The following is a 13,967-nucleotide window of genomic DNA, read 5'->3' as shown; positions in this document are numbered from 1 at the left end:
GGCCCCACGGCGCCGCCGCCGGGGTCAGTACCGGTACTGCTCGTCGTAGCCGGTGTTGCCGTGCCCGTTGCCGTCGCCCTGGTAGGGATACGGCTGCTCCGGCGGGAGTTCGCCGCCGTAGGGGTCATCGGCGTTGCGCTGCTGGGGCACCCAGACACCGCCGGGCGGGGTCTCGCCGGGCTGGCCGCCGCCGTACTGCGACTGGTCGTAGCCCTGCTGGCCGTACTGCTGCTGGCCGCCGTAGGTGGTGTCGTACGAGGCGCTGCCGTAGGTCTGCGTGCCGATGTACGGGTCGGAGTAGGCGGCGTACTGCTGCTGCCCGGTGTCGTAGCCGTACTGCTGCTGGTCGTATCCCGTGTAGCCGTCGTAGGCGTACGCCTGCTGGTTCTGGGACTGGTCGGCACTGCCGTAGGACTGCTGGGCCGCGTAGGCGTTCTCGTCGTAGACGCCGTAGGAGCCGGTGTCGTCGGGCAGCGGCTGCGGCTCGTACACGGCGGTGGCCTCGGCGGCCGGGGCGGCGGAGGCGGGCTGCGCCGGGGTGAAGACGTCGTCCGGGTCGTAGTCGTCGTCCGGCGCGTAGGACGGACGGGCGGCCGGCTCCTGGCCGGAGTCCTCCGGCGCCAGGTCCTCGCGGTCCGGCTCCCCGCGGCGCCGCTTGCTGGCGCCGGGACGGCCGCCGATCGCCCAGCCCGTGGAGAAGCCGCGGCGGAAGGAGAGCGTCACGTACGTCTGGCCGACCGCGAAGGCGGCGGCGCCCAGGCCGATGACCACCACGGAGGGGATCAGCACGCCGAGCACGACGCAGAGGAAGCCGCCGAAGGCGAGCAGCCGCCAGCGCAGCCGCGCCTTGTACTGCAGCAGCACCTCACCCAGCAGCCACAGCGCGACCATCCCGAACGCGATGTAGAGGACCGTCCAGCCCATGTACGCCCCTCTCCCAGTAACCGCTACGCAGTGTGTCGCACACCGGCGCGGTCGGTCCAGGCCCGCTGTGGGTGGTGCAGGCCCAGGTTCTCGTAGATCTCCAGTGTCGCCGTGGAGTTGTTGAGCGTGATGAAGTGCAGACCGGGAACTCCCTCGGCCAGCAGTCGCGCGCAGAACTCGGTGGCGAACTCGATGCCAATGGAGCGTACAGCCGCCGGATCGTCTTTGGCTGTGAGGATCCGCTCTTTCAGCTCGGCCGGGATGGAGGCGTTGCTGAGCTGCGGCAACCGTTCCAGCATCCGCACGCTGGTGACCGGCATCACCTCGGGGATCACCGGCGTGCCGCAGCCGGCCGCGGAGACGCGGTCGCGCAGCCGCAGGTACGACTCCGGCCGGAAGAACATCTGGGTGATCGCGTAGTCCGCGCCGGCGCGGCACTTGTCGACGAAGTGGGCGACGTCCAGGTCCCATTCCGCGGACCGCGGGTGCATTTCGGGGAAGGCAGCGACGCCGACGCAGAAGTCACCGGACTCCTTGATCAGCCGCACCAGGTCGGCCGCGTAGGTCAGGCCCTTGGGGTGCGGCACCCAGTCGCCCATGGGGTCGCCGGGCGGGTCGCCGCGGACCGCGAGCATGTTGCGGATCCCGGCGTCCGCGTACTGACCGATGATGTTGCGCAGTTCGGCGACGGAGTGGTTCACCGCGGTCAGGTGGGCGACCGGGGTGAGCGTGGTGTCGGCGACGATCTGCTGGGTCTCCCGGACCGTGCCCGCGCGCGTGGAGCCGCCCGCGCCGTAGGTCACGGAGACGAAGTCGGGTGCGACGGCCTCGACCCGGCGCAGGGCGTTCCACAGGTTCCGCTCGCCCTTGGGGGTCTTCGGCGCGGAGAACTCGAACGAGTACGTCTTCTTGCCGGTCGCGAGCATGTCGCGCACGGTACGTGCGCGGTCAGTCCTGGTGGAAGCAGATCCGAGGGCCATGTTCGCAGGTTAGCCAGGGGATGCCGCCACCCCAACCGAACCGATGATATTTGTCCGATTTGTCGACTTCTTGTCCACCCTTCGGACACTCAGCGTCACCCTCCGCCGTCCCACACCCCGCGCAGCCGCTTGGCGAACTCGCCCGCCGCCGCTCCCGGGTCGTCGGCCTCCGTGATCGCCCGGACGACCACGACCCGGCGGGCGCCCGCCTCCAGGACCTGGTCGAGATTGCCCAGGTCGATGCCGCCGATGGCGAACCAGGGGCGGCCGGTGCCGAGCGACGCCGTGTGCCGGACCAGATCGAGGCCGGGGGCGTGGCGGCCGGGCTTGGTGGGGGTGGGCCAGCAGGGGCCCGTGCAGAAGTAGTCGACGCCCTGCTGGACGGCGGCGGCCTCGGCCTCGGACTCCGCGTGCGTGGAGCGGCCGATCAGGATGTCGTCGCCGAGGATCGCGCGGGCCGCGGGGACCGGCAGGTCGCCCTGGCCCAGGTGCAGGATCGCGGCGCCGGCCGGATGCCGCGCGCGGCTCGCGTGGGCCACGTCCGCCCGGTCGTTCACCGAGAGCAGCGCGCCGTGGCGGCGGCACTTCTCGGCGAACAGCTCCAGGTACTCGAGCTCCTCCGCCGCCTCCAGGCTCTTGTCCCGCAGCTGCACGAGGTCGACACCGCCGGCCAGGACCGCGTCGAGGAACTCCGGGAGGTCGCCCTGGCGCCTGCGGGCGTCCGTGCACAGGTAGAGGCGGGCGTCGGCGAGCTGGGCGCGGGCGGCGGCACCGGTCTCGGGCATGGCTGGGTCCCCCGTGGTCGGTGGTGTACGGACCACGGCGGCCGGGCGGGCCGGCGGGCCGTGGTCCGTACACCGGAAGGTGGTCGGATCAGACGGCGAGCGCCTGGGCGCGGCGCTTCACCTCCGTGCCGCGATTCTCGCTCAGAGCCTGCGCGGGGGTGCCGGGCAGGGTCGAGTCGGGGGTGAAGAGCCACTCGAGCATCTCTTCGTCGGTGAAGCCGTCGTCCCGCAGGAGCGTCAAGGTGCCGGACAGGCCCTTGACGACCTTCTGCTCGGCCCCGTCGATGAAGGCGGCGGGGACGTGCAGCGCGCGGTTCTCACCACGGCGTACGGCGATGAGCTGGCCGTCCTTGACCAGCTGCCGGACGCGGGTCACCTCGACGCCGAGCAGTTCGGCGATGTCGGGGAGGGTGAGCCAGGCGGGGACGAGAGCATCGATCTTTGCGTCAATCTCGGTCACGGGACAAGCCTGCCATCTGGGACCGACAGTCGGAAGCCGGGCCCGTCCGACCTGGGGAGGAGCGAGCGCGCGCGGACCGCGGGACGGCCTACGCCGCCGCCGTCTTCAGCGGCTTCGACGGGTCCGTCAGCGCGTCCGCGTCCATCGGCGTACCGGCCTCGATCAGCTTGCGTCCCTGGGCCAGGTCCCGGGGCCGGCCCACGGCGAGCAGGGCGACCAGGCGGCCCTCGCGGAGCCAGCAGACCGTCCAGGCGGCGCCCGAGGGGTCGCCGCGCCACAGGGTCCTGTCGGCGCCGGCGTGGTGGCCGATGTACTGGACGAAGCGGCCGAACTGCTCGGACCAGAAGTAGGGCACCGGGTCGTACGCCGCGGGGGCCTCGCCGATGATGTTCGCCGCCACGGTGCGCGGCCCCTGGAGCGCGTTGTCCCAGTGGTGGACCAGCAGGCGCCCCTCGTAGCGGCCCGACGGGAAGGAGGCGCAGTCGCCGACCGCGTAGACGTCGGGCGCGGAGGTGCGCAGGTGGGCGTCGGCCACGATCTCGCCCTGGGCGCCGAGTTCGATACCGGAGCCGGTGAGCCAGCCGGTCGCGGGGCGGGCCCCGATGCCGACGACGACCGCGCCCGCGGGCACCCGCGAACCGTCGTCGAGGACGACCGCGCCGGGCTCGACGCGCTCCACGCGCGCGTGGGTGCGCAGCGCGGCCCCGCTGTCGGCGTACCAGGCGGCCATGGGGGCGGCCACCTCGGGAGGCAGCGCACCGGCGAGCGGCCGGTCGGCGGCCTCGACGACGGTCACCGCGCATCCGGCCTCGCGGGCCGCGGTCGCGAACTCGGCGCCGATCCAGCCCGCTCCGACGACCACGATGTCGTGCTGCTCGGCGAGCACCGGGCGCAGCCGCTCGGCGTCGTCCAGGGTGCGCAGCAGATGGACTCCGGGGATGCCTTCGGTGCCCGGCAGCCGAATCGGTTCCGCCCCGGTCGCGATCACCAGGACGTCGTACGGCACGGGCCCGTCGGCGGTGTCCAGTTCGTGCTCCGCGGGGCGTACGCCGAGCACCTCGCAGCCGAGCCGCAGCCCGATGCCGAGCGCCTCGAAGTCGACGTCGAAGGCGGAGCCCTCGGCCTTGCCGAGCAGCACGGCCTTGGACAGCGGCGGACGGTCGTAGGGCTGGTGCGGCTCCCCGCCGATCAGGGTCACCGTGCCGGTGAAGCCCTGTTCCCGCAGGGCGACCGCGGTCTGCACCCCGGCCATGCCCGCGCCCACGACGACGACCCGCCGTGCCGTGTCCCCGGACTGCGTCTGCTCGCTCACGTGATCACCATAGACACCTGACACGGCGTCAGTCACCGGGCGTGGGCGATCTCCTCCACCACGCTCGTCCCGCTGCCCTCCTGCGACTCCCACTGCCAGTTCTCCTCAAGCCGTACCCGTCCGTCGGCCAGCTCGACGACCTGGGACACGCAGTGCCCGGAGGAGGTCGTTCCGTCGTGCTTCAGCTGCACGTACCGGAAGTCGAGGCGGTCACCCTCACGACTACCCACGAGATGACCTCGTACGACATCGCCGCCCGCGTACTCGGCCCAGATCCGCCCGTCCCGCTCGTGGTAGGTGAACCGGGTGCGGGTGCCGACCTGTCCCGGGGCCTGGTCGGCGACCGGGGCGAGGACGAGGCCGTCGAGCGAGCGGGCCATGCGGGGAGCTCCTCTACTGGGGTCCGGGGCGACGGGCTAGGGTGGCCAACGTAAAGCACACGCGGGAGCCCGGACGCACCGGGCTGAGAGGGAGGCTGGACGGCCTCCGACCGTACGAACCTGATCCGGGTCATGCCGGCGAAGGGAGGGGCTGGACGCCCATGTCGCGTACCTCACAGTCCACGGACACCGCACGCGGGTCCTCGGGTCCGCCGGACGTCCTCGTGGTGGGCGGGGGCATCATCGGTCTGGTGACCGCCTGGCGGGCCGCGCAGCGCGGGCTCACCACCGCGGTCGTGGACCCCGAGCCGGGCGGCGGCGCCGCGCAGGTGGCCGCCGGCATGCTGGCCGCCGTCACCGAACTCCACTACGGCGAGCAGACGTTGCTCGGCCTCAACCTGGCCTCCGCCGAGCGCTACCCCGACTTCGTGGCGGAGCTGACCGAGGTCACCGGCCTCGGCCTCGGCTACCGCCGCTGCGGCACACTCGCCGTCGCGCTCGACGCCGACGACCGCGCCCACCTGCGCGAACTGCACGCGCTGCAGCGCCGGTCGGGCCTGGAGTCGGAGTGGCTCAGCGGACGTGACTGCCGCCGGCTGGAGCCGATGCTCGCACCGGGCGTGCGCGGCGGGCTGCGGGTGGACGGCGACCACCAGGTCGATCCGCGCCGGCTCGCCGCCGCGCTCGTCGTGGCCTGCGAGCGCGCCGGGGTGGTCCTGCACCGGACCTGGGCCGAGCGGCTGAGCGTCGTCCGGGGCCGGGCCACCGGGGTGGTCACCGCGGACGGCGGCGCGCTGCCGGCCGGCCGGGTCGTCCTCGCCGGGGGCAGCCTGAGCGGACGGCTGGCGGGCGTCCCCGACGACCTGCTGCCGCCGGTGCGCCCGGTGAAGGGGCAGGTGCTGCGGCTGACCGTGCCGCGGCCGTACGCGCCGTTCCTCAGCCGGACCGTGCGCGCCGTCGTGCGGGGCAGCCACGTCTACCTGGTGCCGCGCGAGAACGGCGAGCTGGTCGTCGGCGCCACCAGCGAGGAGCTGGGCTGGGACACCACGGTCACCGCGGGCGGTGTGTACGAGCTGCTGCGCGACGCCCACGAACTGGTCCCCGGGATCACGGAACTGCCGCTGACCGAGACCCGCGCCGGGCTGCGCCCCTGCTCGCCGGACAACGCCCCGCTGCTCGGGCCCACCGGACTGGACGGCCTGCTGCTGGCCACCGGCCACCACCGCAACGGCGTGCTGCTCACCCCGGTCACCGGCGACGCCATGGCGCACGTCCTGACCACCGGTGAACTCCCGGACGTGGCACGCCCGTTCACCCCCCGACGCTTCAGCACCGCCCGCACGGAGCAGCCCGCATGAACATCTTCGTCAACGGGGAGCGCCGGCACGTCGCCCCGGGCACCGCGCTCGACGCCCTCGTCGCGACCCTCACCGCGGCCCCGTCCGGTGTCGCCGCCGCCCTGAACGAGACCGTCGTCCCGCGCCGTCAGTGGGCCGGCACGGCCCTCGCCGACGGGGACCGCGTCGAAGTACTCACCGCCGTCCAAGGAGGCTGACCCATGGCCGACGACCCCTTCGTCCTCGGCGGCACGTCCTACGCGTCCCGCCTGATCATGGGTACCGGCGGCGCCCCCAGCCTGGACCTGCTGGAGCGCTCCCTGGTGGCCTCGGGCACGGAGCTGACCACGGTCGCGATGCGCCGGGTCGATCCGCGGGCGCACGGTTCGGTGCTGTCCGTCCTGGACCGGCTCGGCATCCGGGTCCTGCCGAACACGGCGGGCTGCTTCACGGCGGGCGAGGCGGTCCTCACCGCCCGGCTCGCTCGGGAGGCCCTCGGCACCGACCTGGTCAAACTGGAGGTCATCGCGGACGAGCGCACGTTGCTGCCGGACCCGATCGAGCTGCTGGACGCCGCCGAGACGCTGGTCGACGACGGGTTCACGGTGCTGCCGTACACGAACGACGACCCGGTGCTGGCGCGGAAGCTGGAGGACGTCGGCTGCGCCGCGATCATGCCGCTGGGCTCGCCCATCGGCTCCGGCCTCGGTATCCGCAACCCGCACAACTTCCAGCTGATCGTGGAGCACGCGCGTGTGCCGGTCATCCTGGACGCGGGCGCCGGGACCGCGTCGGACGCCGCGCTCGCCATGGAGCTGGGGTGCGCGGGTGTGATGCTCGCCTCGGCCGTGACCCGGGCTCAGGAGCCGGTGCTGATGGCCGACGCCATGCGGCACGCGGTCGAGGCGGGGCGGCTGGCGTACCGGGCGGGCCGCATCCCGCGCCGGCACTTCGCGGAGGCGTCCTCCCCGGTGGAGGGGCGTGCGCGGCTGGACCCGGAGCGCCCCGCCTTCTAGGGCGCTGCGCGAGCGTTCCGGCGTTCGTCCCGGGGCGGGCCGCCCGGACCGGCCCGCCTCGGACAGGCCACACGACAGTCACAGGTCTGCTGCATTCCGCCCCCGGAAAGAGCGGACCGGGTGGGCGTGACGGTGGCGGCTCGTAGACTCACCTGCGTGGATACGACCCTTCAGGACCCGCTTGTCGGGCAGGTGCTCGACGGCCGCTACCGCGTCGACGCGCGGATCGCGGTCGGCGGGATGGCCACGGTCTACCGGGCCCTGGACACCCGCCTCGACCGCGTGCTCGCGCTCAAGGTGATGCACCCGGCGCTGGCCGCCGACGCCTCCTTCGTCGAGCGGTTCATCCGGGAGGCCAAGTCCGTCGCCCGGCTCGCCCACCCGAACGTGGTGCAGGTCTTCGACCAGGGGACGGACGGGTCGTACGTCTACCTGGCCATGGAGTACGTCGCCGGGTGCACCCTGCGCGACGTGCTGCGCGAGCGCGGGGCGCTCCAGCCGCGGGCCGCGCTCGACATCCTGGAGCCGGTCCTCGCCGCGCTCGGCGCCGCCCACCGGGCCGGTTTCGTGCACCGCGACATGAAGCCGGAGAACGTCCTGATAGGGGACGACGGCCGGGTCAAGGTGGCGGACTTCGGTCTCGTGCGCGCCGTGGACACGGTGACGAACACCACGGGGTCCGTCCTCGGCACCGTCTCCTACCTCGCCCCCGAGCAGGTGGAGCACGGCACGGCGGACCCCCGCGTCGACGTGTACGCCTGCGGTGTCGTCCTGTACGAGATGCTCACCGGCGACAAGCCGCACTCCGGCGACTCCCCCGCGCAGGTGCTCTACCAGCACCTGAACGCGGACGTGCCGCCGCCGTCGGCCGCCGTGCCGGGGCTGCCCCTCGCCCTCGACGACCTGGTCGCCTCGTCGACCGCGCGCAACCCCGAGGTGCGTCCGTACGACGCGGTGGCGCTGCTCGCCGAGGTGCTGGAGGCGCGCGGCGGACTGACCGCCGAGCAGCTGGACGCCGTACCGCCGAAGGCCGTGGCGGTGAACCACGACAACGCCGAGGACCGGACGAGCGTGATCCCGCGCTCGCTGTCCGGGCAGCGGCCGCTGCCGGTGAACGAGGACGAGGCGGTGCTGAACCGCACCAGCCGCCTCGCGAGCCCGCCGGTCCCGCCGCGGCGGCCCACCGGCGCGGGTGTCCGGCCCGGGCGCGGGATGGTGGCGATCGTTGCTGCCGTGCTGCTGGTGCTCGGCGTCGGCGCGGGCGTCTGGTACATCAACTCCGGGCAGTTCACCAAGGTCCCGGCGGTGCTGGAGAAGACCGAGGACCAGGCGAGGGACCGGCTGGAGGCGGCCGGACTCGACGTCAAGGAGGTCCGGCGGGACTTCAGCGACACGGTGAAGCGGGGCACGGTCAGCAAGGTCGACCCGGGTGTCGGTGAGCGGATCCGGGAGAACGACTCGGTGACGCTGACCATCTCCAAGGGCCCCGAGGTCGTGAAGGTGCCCGACCTGGAGGGCGAGACGCTGGAGAGCGCCAGGGACCGGCTGAAGTCGGCGGGCCTGGCGGCCGGGATGGTCACCCGCGACTTCAGCGAGGACGTCGACCGCGGTTCCGTGATCGGTACGGAGCCCGGGGCCGGGACCGAGCGGCACGCCGGGTCGGCCATCGCGATCACGGTGAGCAGGGGCCGCGCGATCGACGTGCCCGACGTCACGGGTTCCTCGGTCGAGGACGCCACCGAGGAGCTGGAGGACGCGGGCCTGAAGGTCGAGGTCGCCGCGGAGCGGGTGACGTCGTCGGAGTTCGACAAGGGCGAGGTCGCCGAGCAGAAGCCGCGCGGCGACGAGAAGCAGCTCGCCGAGGGCGACACCGTGACGCTGACCCTCTCCAAGGGCCCGGAGATGATCGAGGTCCCGGACGTCGTCGGGGACAGCGTGGACGACGCGACCCGGGAGCTGGAGGACGCCGGGTTCGAGGTCGACCAGGACCGCGGGCTGCTCGGCCTCTTCGGGGACACCGTCGAGAGCCAGTCGGTGGACGGCGGGGACAAGGCCCCCAAGGGGTCGACGATCACCATCGAGATCCGCTGAGCGGTGCCGGCCGTTTCCCGGGGACGGCCGGTACGACCGTGACGTCCGGCGCCGGAGCACCCGCGAGCACATGACACCCTGATGGGTGTGACAAGCAAGCAGCTCCGCAATCCCGTCGGCAGCCACGTCCCGGTGGCCGGCGGCCTCGACACCGTCGGCCTGGCCTACGCGCGTGAGATGGGCGCCGAGGCCGTGCAGGTCTTCGTCGCCAACCCGCGCGGCTGGGCGACGCCGGCCGGCAACCCGAAGCAGGACGAGGCGTTCCGCACGGCGTGCGCCGCCGAGTCGATACCGGCGTACGTCCACGCCCCCTACCTGATCAACTTCGGGTCGCACACGGAGGCGACCGTCGAGAAGTCGGTGGCCTCGCTGCGGCACTCGCTGCGCCGGGCCCGGCAGATCGGCGCGCTCGGCGTGGTCGTGCACACCGGGAGCGCCACCGGCGGCCGGGAGCGGGCGACGGCTCTCGCGCAGGTACGGGAGCGGATGCTGCCGCTGCTGGACGAGCTGACCCACGACGACGACCCGTACCTGCTGCTGGAGTCGACGGCGGGCCAGGGCTCCTCCCTGTGCTCCCGGACCTGGGACTTCGCGCCCTACTTCGAGGCGCTCGACGCCCACCCGAGGCTCGGCGTCTGCCTGGACACCTGCCACGTCTTCGCCGCGGGCCACGACCTGACCGGCCCGGACGGCATGCGCCAGACCCTGGACCTGCTGGTCTCCACCGTCGGCGCGGGCCGTCTGCGGCTCGTCCACGCCAACGACTCCATGGACGTGGTCGGCGCCCACAAGGACCGCCACGCCAACATCGGCGCGGGCCACATCGGCGAGGACCCGTTCCGCGAGCTGATGACGCACCCCGCCACCGAGGGCGTACCGCTGGTCATCGAGACGCCCGGCGGCAAGGAGGGACACGCGGCGGACGTGGAGCGGCTCAAGAAGCTGCGCGACGGCTGACCCCGTTGAGGAATACCCCAGGGGGGTATACGGTTCCTGTCAGGTGCAGGAACCGCTACCTGACGTTGGGGGCATCTCATGGAGCACGACACACACACCGGGCACGCGCACCGGGCCGAGGTCACCTGGGCCATGGCCGCCCAGGCCACGCTGCACTGCCTGACCGGCTGCGCCATCGGCGAGGTGCTCGGCATGGTGATCGGCACCGCGCTCGGCTGGGGCAACGTGCCGACGATGGTCCTGGCGATCGCCCTGGCCTTCTTCTTCGGCTACTCGCTCACGCTGCGCGGCGTGCTCAAGGCGGACGTCGGCTTCCGGACGGCGTTCCGGATCGCCCTCGCCGCGGACACGCTGTCCATCGCGGTGATGGAGCTGATCGACAACTCGGTGATCGCCCTGTGGCCGAACGCCATGGACGCCCACCTCGACGACCTGCTGTTCTGGGGCGCCCTGGCGATCTCGCTGGTCGTCGCCTTCGTGGTGACGACGCCGGTGAACCGGTGGATGATCGGCCGCGGCAAGGGCCACGCGGTGGTGCACGCGTACCACCACTGAGGCAGCGGGAACGGCACCGAGAGAGTCAGAGCTCGGGGCCGTCCCCGGGCTCCTCCTGGTACGAGTAGCGCTGCTCGCGCCAGGGGTCGCCCACGTTGTGATAGCCGCGCTCCTCCCAGAAGCCGCGGCGGTCGGCCGTCATGTACTCGACGCCCCGGACCCACTTGGGCCCCTTCCAGGCGTACAGGTGCGGCACGACCAGGCGCAGCGGGAAGCCGTGCTCGGCGGTGAGCAGCTCGCCGTCCTTGTGGGTGGCGAAGATGGTGCGCTCGGAGGCGAAGTCGTCGAGGCGCAGGTTCGAGCTGAAGCCGTACTCCGCCCAGACCATCACGTGGGTCACGGAGGGCGCCGGCGGGGCCAGCTCCAGGATCGTGCGGGCCGGGATGCCGCCCCATTCGGCCCCGATCATGCTGAACTTCGTGACACAGTGCAGATCGGCGACCACGGTGGCGTACGGCAGGGCCGTGAACTCCTCGTGGGTCCAGCAGCGCTTCTCCTGGTCGGCGGTGGCGCCGAAGACCCTGAACTCCCAGCGCTCGGGGCGGAACTTGGGCACCGGGCCGTAGTGCGTGACCGGCCAGCCGCGCTGAAGTCGCTGTCCCGGCGGAAGGTCCGGCTGTGCCGCTTCTCCAGATTCACGCTCCACCGGCTGACCCATGACTCCATCCTGACAGACCTGGGACGGTGCACATGACCAGGCCTGTCCCGATTCGGGCAACTCCTACTAAGCGTGCACTTACTGGACTGCCCGGGGTGCCGATGCGAGGATGCGGCGCAACCTGCCCACTCCCCCGCCTGGAAGGAGCCTCTGCGATGCAGGGCGACCCCGAGGTCCTCGAATTCCTCAACGAGCAGCTGACCGCCGAGCTCACCGCGATCAACCAGTACTTCCTGCACGCGAAGATGCAGGAGAACTTCGGCTGGACGAAGCTCGCGAAGTACACGCGGCACGAGTCGTTCGACGAGATGAAGCACGCCGAGCTGCTCACCGACCGGATTCTCTTCCTGGACGGCCTGCCGAACTACCAGCGGCTCTTCCATGTCCGGGTGGGGCAGACGGTGACCGAGATGTTCCAGGCGGACCGGCAGGTGGAGGTGGAGGCGATCGACCGCCTCCGGCGCGGGATCGACGTGATGCGCGCGAAGGGCGACGTCACCTCGGCGAACATCTTCGAGTCGATCCTCGCGGACGAGGAACACCACATCGACTACCTGGACACCCAGCTGGAGCTGGTCGAGAAGCTCGGTGAGGCGCTCTACATCGCGCAGCTGATCGAGCAGCCGGAGAGCTGAGCCGCGGTGGCGGGCTAGGCGGCCTCGTCCAGGGCGGCGGGCGCCGCGGTCCCGGCGAGCACCGGACCCGCGCGGTCCAGCAGCTCGGGACGCGGGGCGGCCCCCCGGCCGAGCAGGGCCTGGATGCGGCGGACGCAGGAGCCGCAGTCCGTGCCGGCCTTGCAGGCCGAGGCGATCTGGCGGGGGGTGCAGGCACCGGCCTCCGCGTGCTGCTTCACCTGCGCCTCGGTGACACCGAAGCAGTTGCAGACGAACACGCGGCTCACCTCCCGAAGGGATCCTGGGTCATGCCGTCCCGATTGTTCGGTGAGGCAAACCTAACCTTACCCATAGCTCGGGAACCGCAAAAGTGGGGTGGGGCGCGGATCGTATGTGATCCGCGCCCCACTTCACGTCGCGACGAGCACCGGACCGGCCGGTGGGCCGCTACTGGTCCCGGTACATCTCGGAGACCAGGAACGCCAGGTCCAGGGACTGGCTGCGGTTCAGGCGGGGGTCGCAGGCCGTCTCGTAGCGCTGGTGCAGGTCGTCGACGAAGATCTCGTCGCCGCCGCCCACGCACTCGGTGACGTCGTCACCGGTGAGCTCGACGTGGATGCCGCCCGGGTGGGTGCCGAGCGCCTTGTGGACCTCGAAGAAGCCCTTGACCTCGTCGAGCACGTCGTCGAAGCGCCGGGTCTTGTGGCCGGAGGCCGCCTCGTAGGTGTTGCCGTGCATCGGGTCGGTGATCCAGGCGACGGTCGCGCCGGAGGCGGTGACCTTCTCGACCAGCTCGGGCAGCTTGTCGCGGACCTTGTCCGCGCCCATCCGCACGATGAAGGTGAGGCGGCCGGGCTCGCGGTCCGGGTCGAGACGCTCGATGTACTGCAGCGCCTCCTCGGCCGTCGTCGTCGGGCCGAGCTTGATGCCGATCGGGTTGCGGATCTTCGAGGCGAACTCGATGTGCGCGCCGTCCAGCTGGCGGGTGCGCTCACCGATCCACACCATGTGGGCCGAGACGTCGTACAGCCGCCCGGTGCGCGAGTCCACCCGGGTGAGCGCCGACTCGTAGTCGAGCAGCAGAGCCTCGTGGGAGGCGTAGAACTCGACGGTCTTGAACTCCTCCGGGTCGGCCCCGCAGGCGTGCATGAAGTTCAGCGCCTGGTCGATCTCCCGGGCCAGCTGCTCGTAGCGCTGGCCGGAGGGGGACGACTTCACGAAGTCCTGGTTCCAGGCGTGCACCTGGCGCAGGTCCGCGTAACCGCCGGTGGTGAAGGCACGCACCAGGTTGAGCGTCGAGGCGGAGGCGTTGTACATCCGCTTCAGCCGCTCGGGGTCCGGGATGCGGGCCGCTTCGGTGAAGTCGAAGCCGTTGACGGAGTCGCCCCGGTAGGTGGGCAGCGTCACGCCGTCGCGGGTCTCGGTCGGCTTGGAGCGCGGCTTGGAGTACTGGCCGGCGATCCGGCCGACCTTCACGACCGGCACCGAGGCGGCGTACGTGAGCACGGCGCCCATCTGGAGCAGGGTCTTGAGCTTGTTGCGGATCTGGTCGGCGGACACCGCGTCGAAGGCCTCGGCGCAGTCGCCGCCCTGGAGGAGGAACGCCTCTCCCTTGGCGACGGACGCCAACCGGGCGCGCAGCTGGTCGCACTCGCCCGCGAAGACGAGCGGCGGATACGACTCGAGGTCCGCGATCACATCGCGCAGAGCCTCGGCATCGGGGTACTCGGGCTGCTGCGCCGCGGGAAGGTCTCGCCAGGTGTTGCCAGCGCTCGCGCTGGACTTAGCGTTCACGGTCACCTCCCCCACATTACGGGGTCGTGTCCGGCGTCCATCCACCTGCTCATCAAGTGAGACGGCGGCCGCTCGTACGGCACGGGACCGGGGGCGGCCGGCGA

Annotated in this window: 16 protein-coding genes and 1 riboswitch; of the genes, 7 read left to right on the top strand and 9 right to left on the bottom strand. The window is 72.1% G+C overall.

The annotated features are described in order from the left end of the window. Positions 1 to 24: 24 nt before the first annotated feature. The 6 genes from ACWGIS_RS19150 to ACWGIS_RS19125 all read right to left on the bottom strand — a co-directional run bounded on the left by ACWGIS_RS19150 (position 25) and on the right by ACWGIS_RS19125 (position 4,841). Positions 25 to 924: an SCO2102 family sporulation regulator gene (locus tag ACWGIS_RS19150; protein WP_453363609.1), complete on the bottom strand. Its 900-nt coding sequence runs from the start codon at positions 922 to 924 to the stop codon at positions 25 to 27. Positions 925 to 947: 23 nt separating this feature from the next. After that, positions 948 to 1,904: a methylenetetrahydrofolate reductase [NAD(P)H] gene (gene metF, locus ACWGIS_RS19145; RefSeq protein ID WP_453363608.1), complete on the bottom strand. Its 957-nt coding sequence runs from the start codon at positions 1,902 to 1,904 to the stop codon at positions 948 to 950. A gap of 95 nt (positions 1,905 to 1,999) precedes the next feature. Further along, on the bottom strand, positions 2,000 to 2,689 hold the full coding sequence (thiE, locus tag ACWGIS_RS19140; protein ID WP_453363607.1) for a thiamine phosphate synthase: 690 nt from the start codon (positions 2,687 to 2,689) through the stop codon (positions 2,000 to 2,002). Positions 2,690 to 2,777: 88 nt separating this feature from the next. Next, entirely contained in the window at positions 2,778 to 3,149 is a 372-nt protein-coding gene (locus ACWGIS_RS19135) for an Rv2175c family DNA-binding protein (RefSeq protein ID WP_355791340.1), read from the bottom strand. Between the two features lie 88 nt (positions 3,150 to 3,237). Further along, positions 3,238 to 4,461 carry an NAD(P)/FAD-dependent oxidoreductase gene (locus ACWGIS_RS19130; protein WP_453363606.1) on the bottom strand — a complete coding sequence of 408 codons (1,224 nt, stop codon included), beginning with the start codon at positions 4,459 to 4,461 and terminating at the stop codon, positions 3,238 to 3,240. Positions 4,462 to 4,493: 32 nt separating this feature from the next. Further along, entirely contained in the window at positions 4,494 to 4,841 is a 348-nt protein-coding gene (locus ACWGIS_RS19125; protein ID WP_453363605.1) for a hypothetical protein, read from the bottom strand. Positions 4,842 to 4,892: 51 nt separating this feature from the next. Further along, positions 4,893 to 5,005: riboswitch (TPP riboswitch) on the top strand. Between ACWGIS_RS19125 and thiO the strand changes: the two genes are divergently transcribed. From thiO to ACWGIS_RS19095, 6 genes are all read left to right on the top strand, one after another. Then, complete coding sequence (gene thiO / locus ACWGIS_RS19120; RefSeq protein ID WP_453363604.1) at positions 5,003 to 6,199, top strand: glycine oxidase ThiO; 1,197 nt, start codon at positions 5,003 to 5,005, stop codon at positions 6,197 to 6,199. (Overlaps the previous riboswitch by 3 nt.) After that, positions 6,196 to 6,396, top strand: a complete 201-nt coding sequence (gene thiS, locus ACWGIS_RS19115; RefSeq protein ID WP_453363603.1) for a sulfur carrier protein ThiS — start codon at positions 6,196 to 6,198, stop codon at positions 6,394 to 6,396. The genes thiO and thiS overlap by 4 nt, the downstream gene beginning before the upstream one ends. A gap of 3 nt (positions 6,397 to 6,399) precedes the next feature. Then, entirely contained in the window at positions 6,400 to 7,194 is a 795-nt protein-coding gene (locus tag ACWGIS_RS19110) for a thiazole synthase (RefSeq protein WP_355792728.1), read from the top strand. Positions 7,195 to 7,350: 156 nt separating this feature from the next. Beyond that, positions 7,351 to 9,285, top strand: a complete 1,935-nt coding sequence (pknB, locus tag ACWGIS_RS19105) for a Stk1 family PASTA domain-containing Ser/Thr kinase (RefSeq protein WP_453363602.1) — start codon at positions 7,351 to 7,353, stop codon at positions 9,283 to 9,285. 81 nt (positions 9,286 to 9,366) lie between these two features. Further along, a complete protein-coding gene (locus ACWGIS_RS19100; protein WP_453363601.1) occupies positions 9,367 to 10,242 on the top strand; it encodes a deoxyribonuclease IV in 876 nt (291 codons plus the stop codon). Positions 10,243 to 10,320: 78 nt separating this feature from the next. Further along, positions 10,321 to 10,797 (top strand): DUF4396 domain-containing protein, encoded by a 477-nt coding sequence (locus ACWGIS_RS19095; RefSeq protein WP_453363600.1) that lies wholly within the window; start codon positions 10,321 to 10,323, stop codon positions 10,795 to 10,797. Between the two features lie 25 nt (positions 10,798 to 10,822). On the opposite strand, the gene ACWGIS_RS19090 is transcribed toward ACWGIS_RS19095, so the two are convergent. Further along, complete coding sequence (locus ACWGIS_RS19090; protein ID WP_453363599.1) at positions 10,823 to 11,455, bottom strand: sulfite oxidase-like oxidoreductase; 633 nt, start codon at positions 11,453 to 11,455, stop codon at positions 10,823 to 10,825. A 155-nt stretch (positions 11,456 to 11,610) separates the two neighbouring features. Here ACWGIS_RS19090 and bfr point away from each other — a divergent pair, with 155 nt between their 5' ends. Continuing rightward, a complete protein-coding gene (gene bfr / locus ACWGIS_RS19085; protein ID WP_384809366.1) occupies positions 11,611 to 12,090 on the top strand; it encodes a bacterioferritin in 480 nt (159 codons plus the stop codon). Positions 12,091 to 12,104: 14 nt separating this feature from the next. Here the strand turns inward: bfr and ACWGIS_RS19080 are convergent, their stop codons facing one another. Together ACWGIS_RS19080 and ACWGIS_RS19075 are read right to left on the bottom strand one after the other, a co-directional pair. Next, on the bottom strand, positions 12,105 to 12,356 hold the full coding sequence (locus ACWGIS_RS19080; protein ID WP_453363598.1) for a (2Fe-2S)-binding protein: 252 nt from the start codon (positions 12,354 to 12,356) through the stop codon (positions 12,105 to 12,107). A 160-nt stretch (positions 12,357 to 12,516) separates the two neighbouring features. Beyond that, positions 12,517 to 13,869 carry a class II 3-deoxy-7-phosphoheptulonate synthase gene (locus ACWGIS_RS19075; RefSeq protein ID WP_453363597.1) on the bottom strand — a complete coding sequence of 451 codons (1,353 nt, stop codon included), beginning with the start codon at positions 13,867 to 13,869 and terminating at the stop codon, positions 12,517 to 12,519. Between the last annotated feature and the right edge of the window lie 98 nt (positions 13,870 to 13,967).

It is taken from the genome of Streptomyces sp. NPDC054842 (genome assembly GCF_053611025.1).
This window is presented reverse-complemented; position numbering and strand designations above follow the sequence as displayed.

Bases quoted from the DNA above. Each gene is read 5' to 3' on its own strand.
- thiS (WP_453363603.1), top strand. From the start codon at position 6,196: ATGAACATCTTCGTCAACGGGGAGCGCCGGCACGTCGCCCCGGGCACC.
- ACWGIS_RS19125 (WP_453363605.1), bottom strand. From the start codon at position 4,841: ATGGCCCGCTCGCTCGACGGCCTCGTCCTCGCCCCGGTCGCCGACCAG.
- bfr (WP_384809366.1), top strand. From the start codon at position 11,611: ATGCAGGGCGACCCCGAGGTCCTCGAATTCCTCAACGAGCAGCTGACC.
- ACWGIS_RS19150 (WP_453363609.1), bottom strand. From the start codon at position 924: ATGGGCTGGACGGTCCTCTACATCGCGTTCGGGATGGTCGCGCTGTGG.
- ACWGIS_RS19090 (WP_453363599.1), bottom strand. From the start codon at position 11,455: ATGGGTCAGCCGGTGGAGCGTGAATCTGGAGAAGCGGCACAGCCGGAC.
- metF (WP_453363608.1), bottom strand. From the start codon at position 1,904: ATGGCCCTCGGATCTGCTTCCACCAGGACTGACCGCGCACGTACCGTG.
- ACWGIS_RS19100 (WP_453363601.1), top strand. From the start codon at position 9,367: ATGGGTGTGACAAGCAAGCAGCTCCGCAATCCCGTCGGCAGCCACGTC.
- thiE (WP_453363607.1), bottom strand. From the start codon at position 2,689: ATGCCCGAGACCGGTGCCGCCGCCCGCGCCCAGCTCGCCGACGCCCGC.
- ACWGIS_RS19110 (WP_355792728.1), top strand. From the start codon at position 6,400: ATGGCCGACGACCCCTTCGTCCTCGGCGGCACGTCCTACGCGTCCCGC.
- thiO (WP_453363604.1), top strand. From the start codon at position 5,003: ATGTCGCGTACCTCACAGTCCACGGACACCGCACGCGGGTCCTCGGGT.
- ACWGIS_RS19095 (WP_453363600.1), top strand. From the start codon at position 10,321: ATGGAGCACGACACACACACCGGGCACGCGCACCGGGCCGAGGTCACC.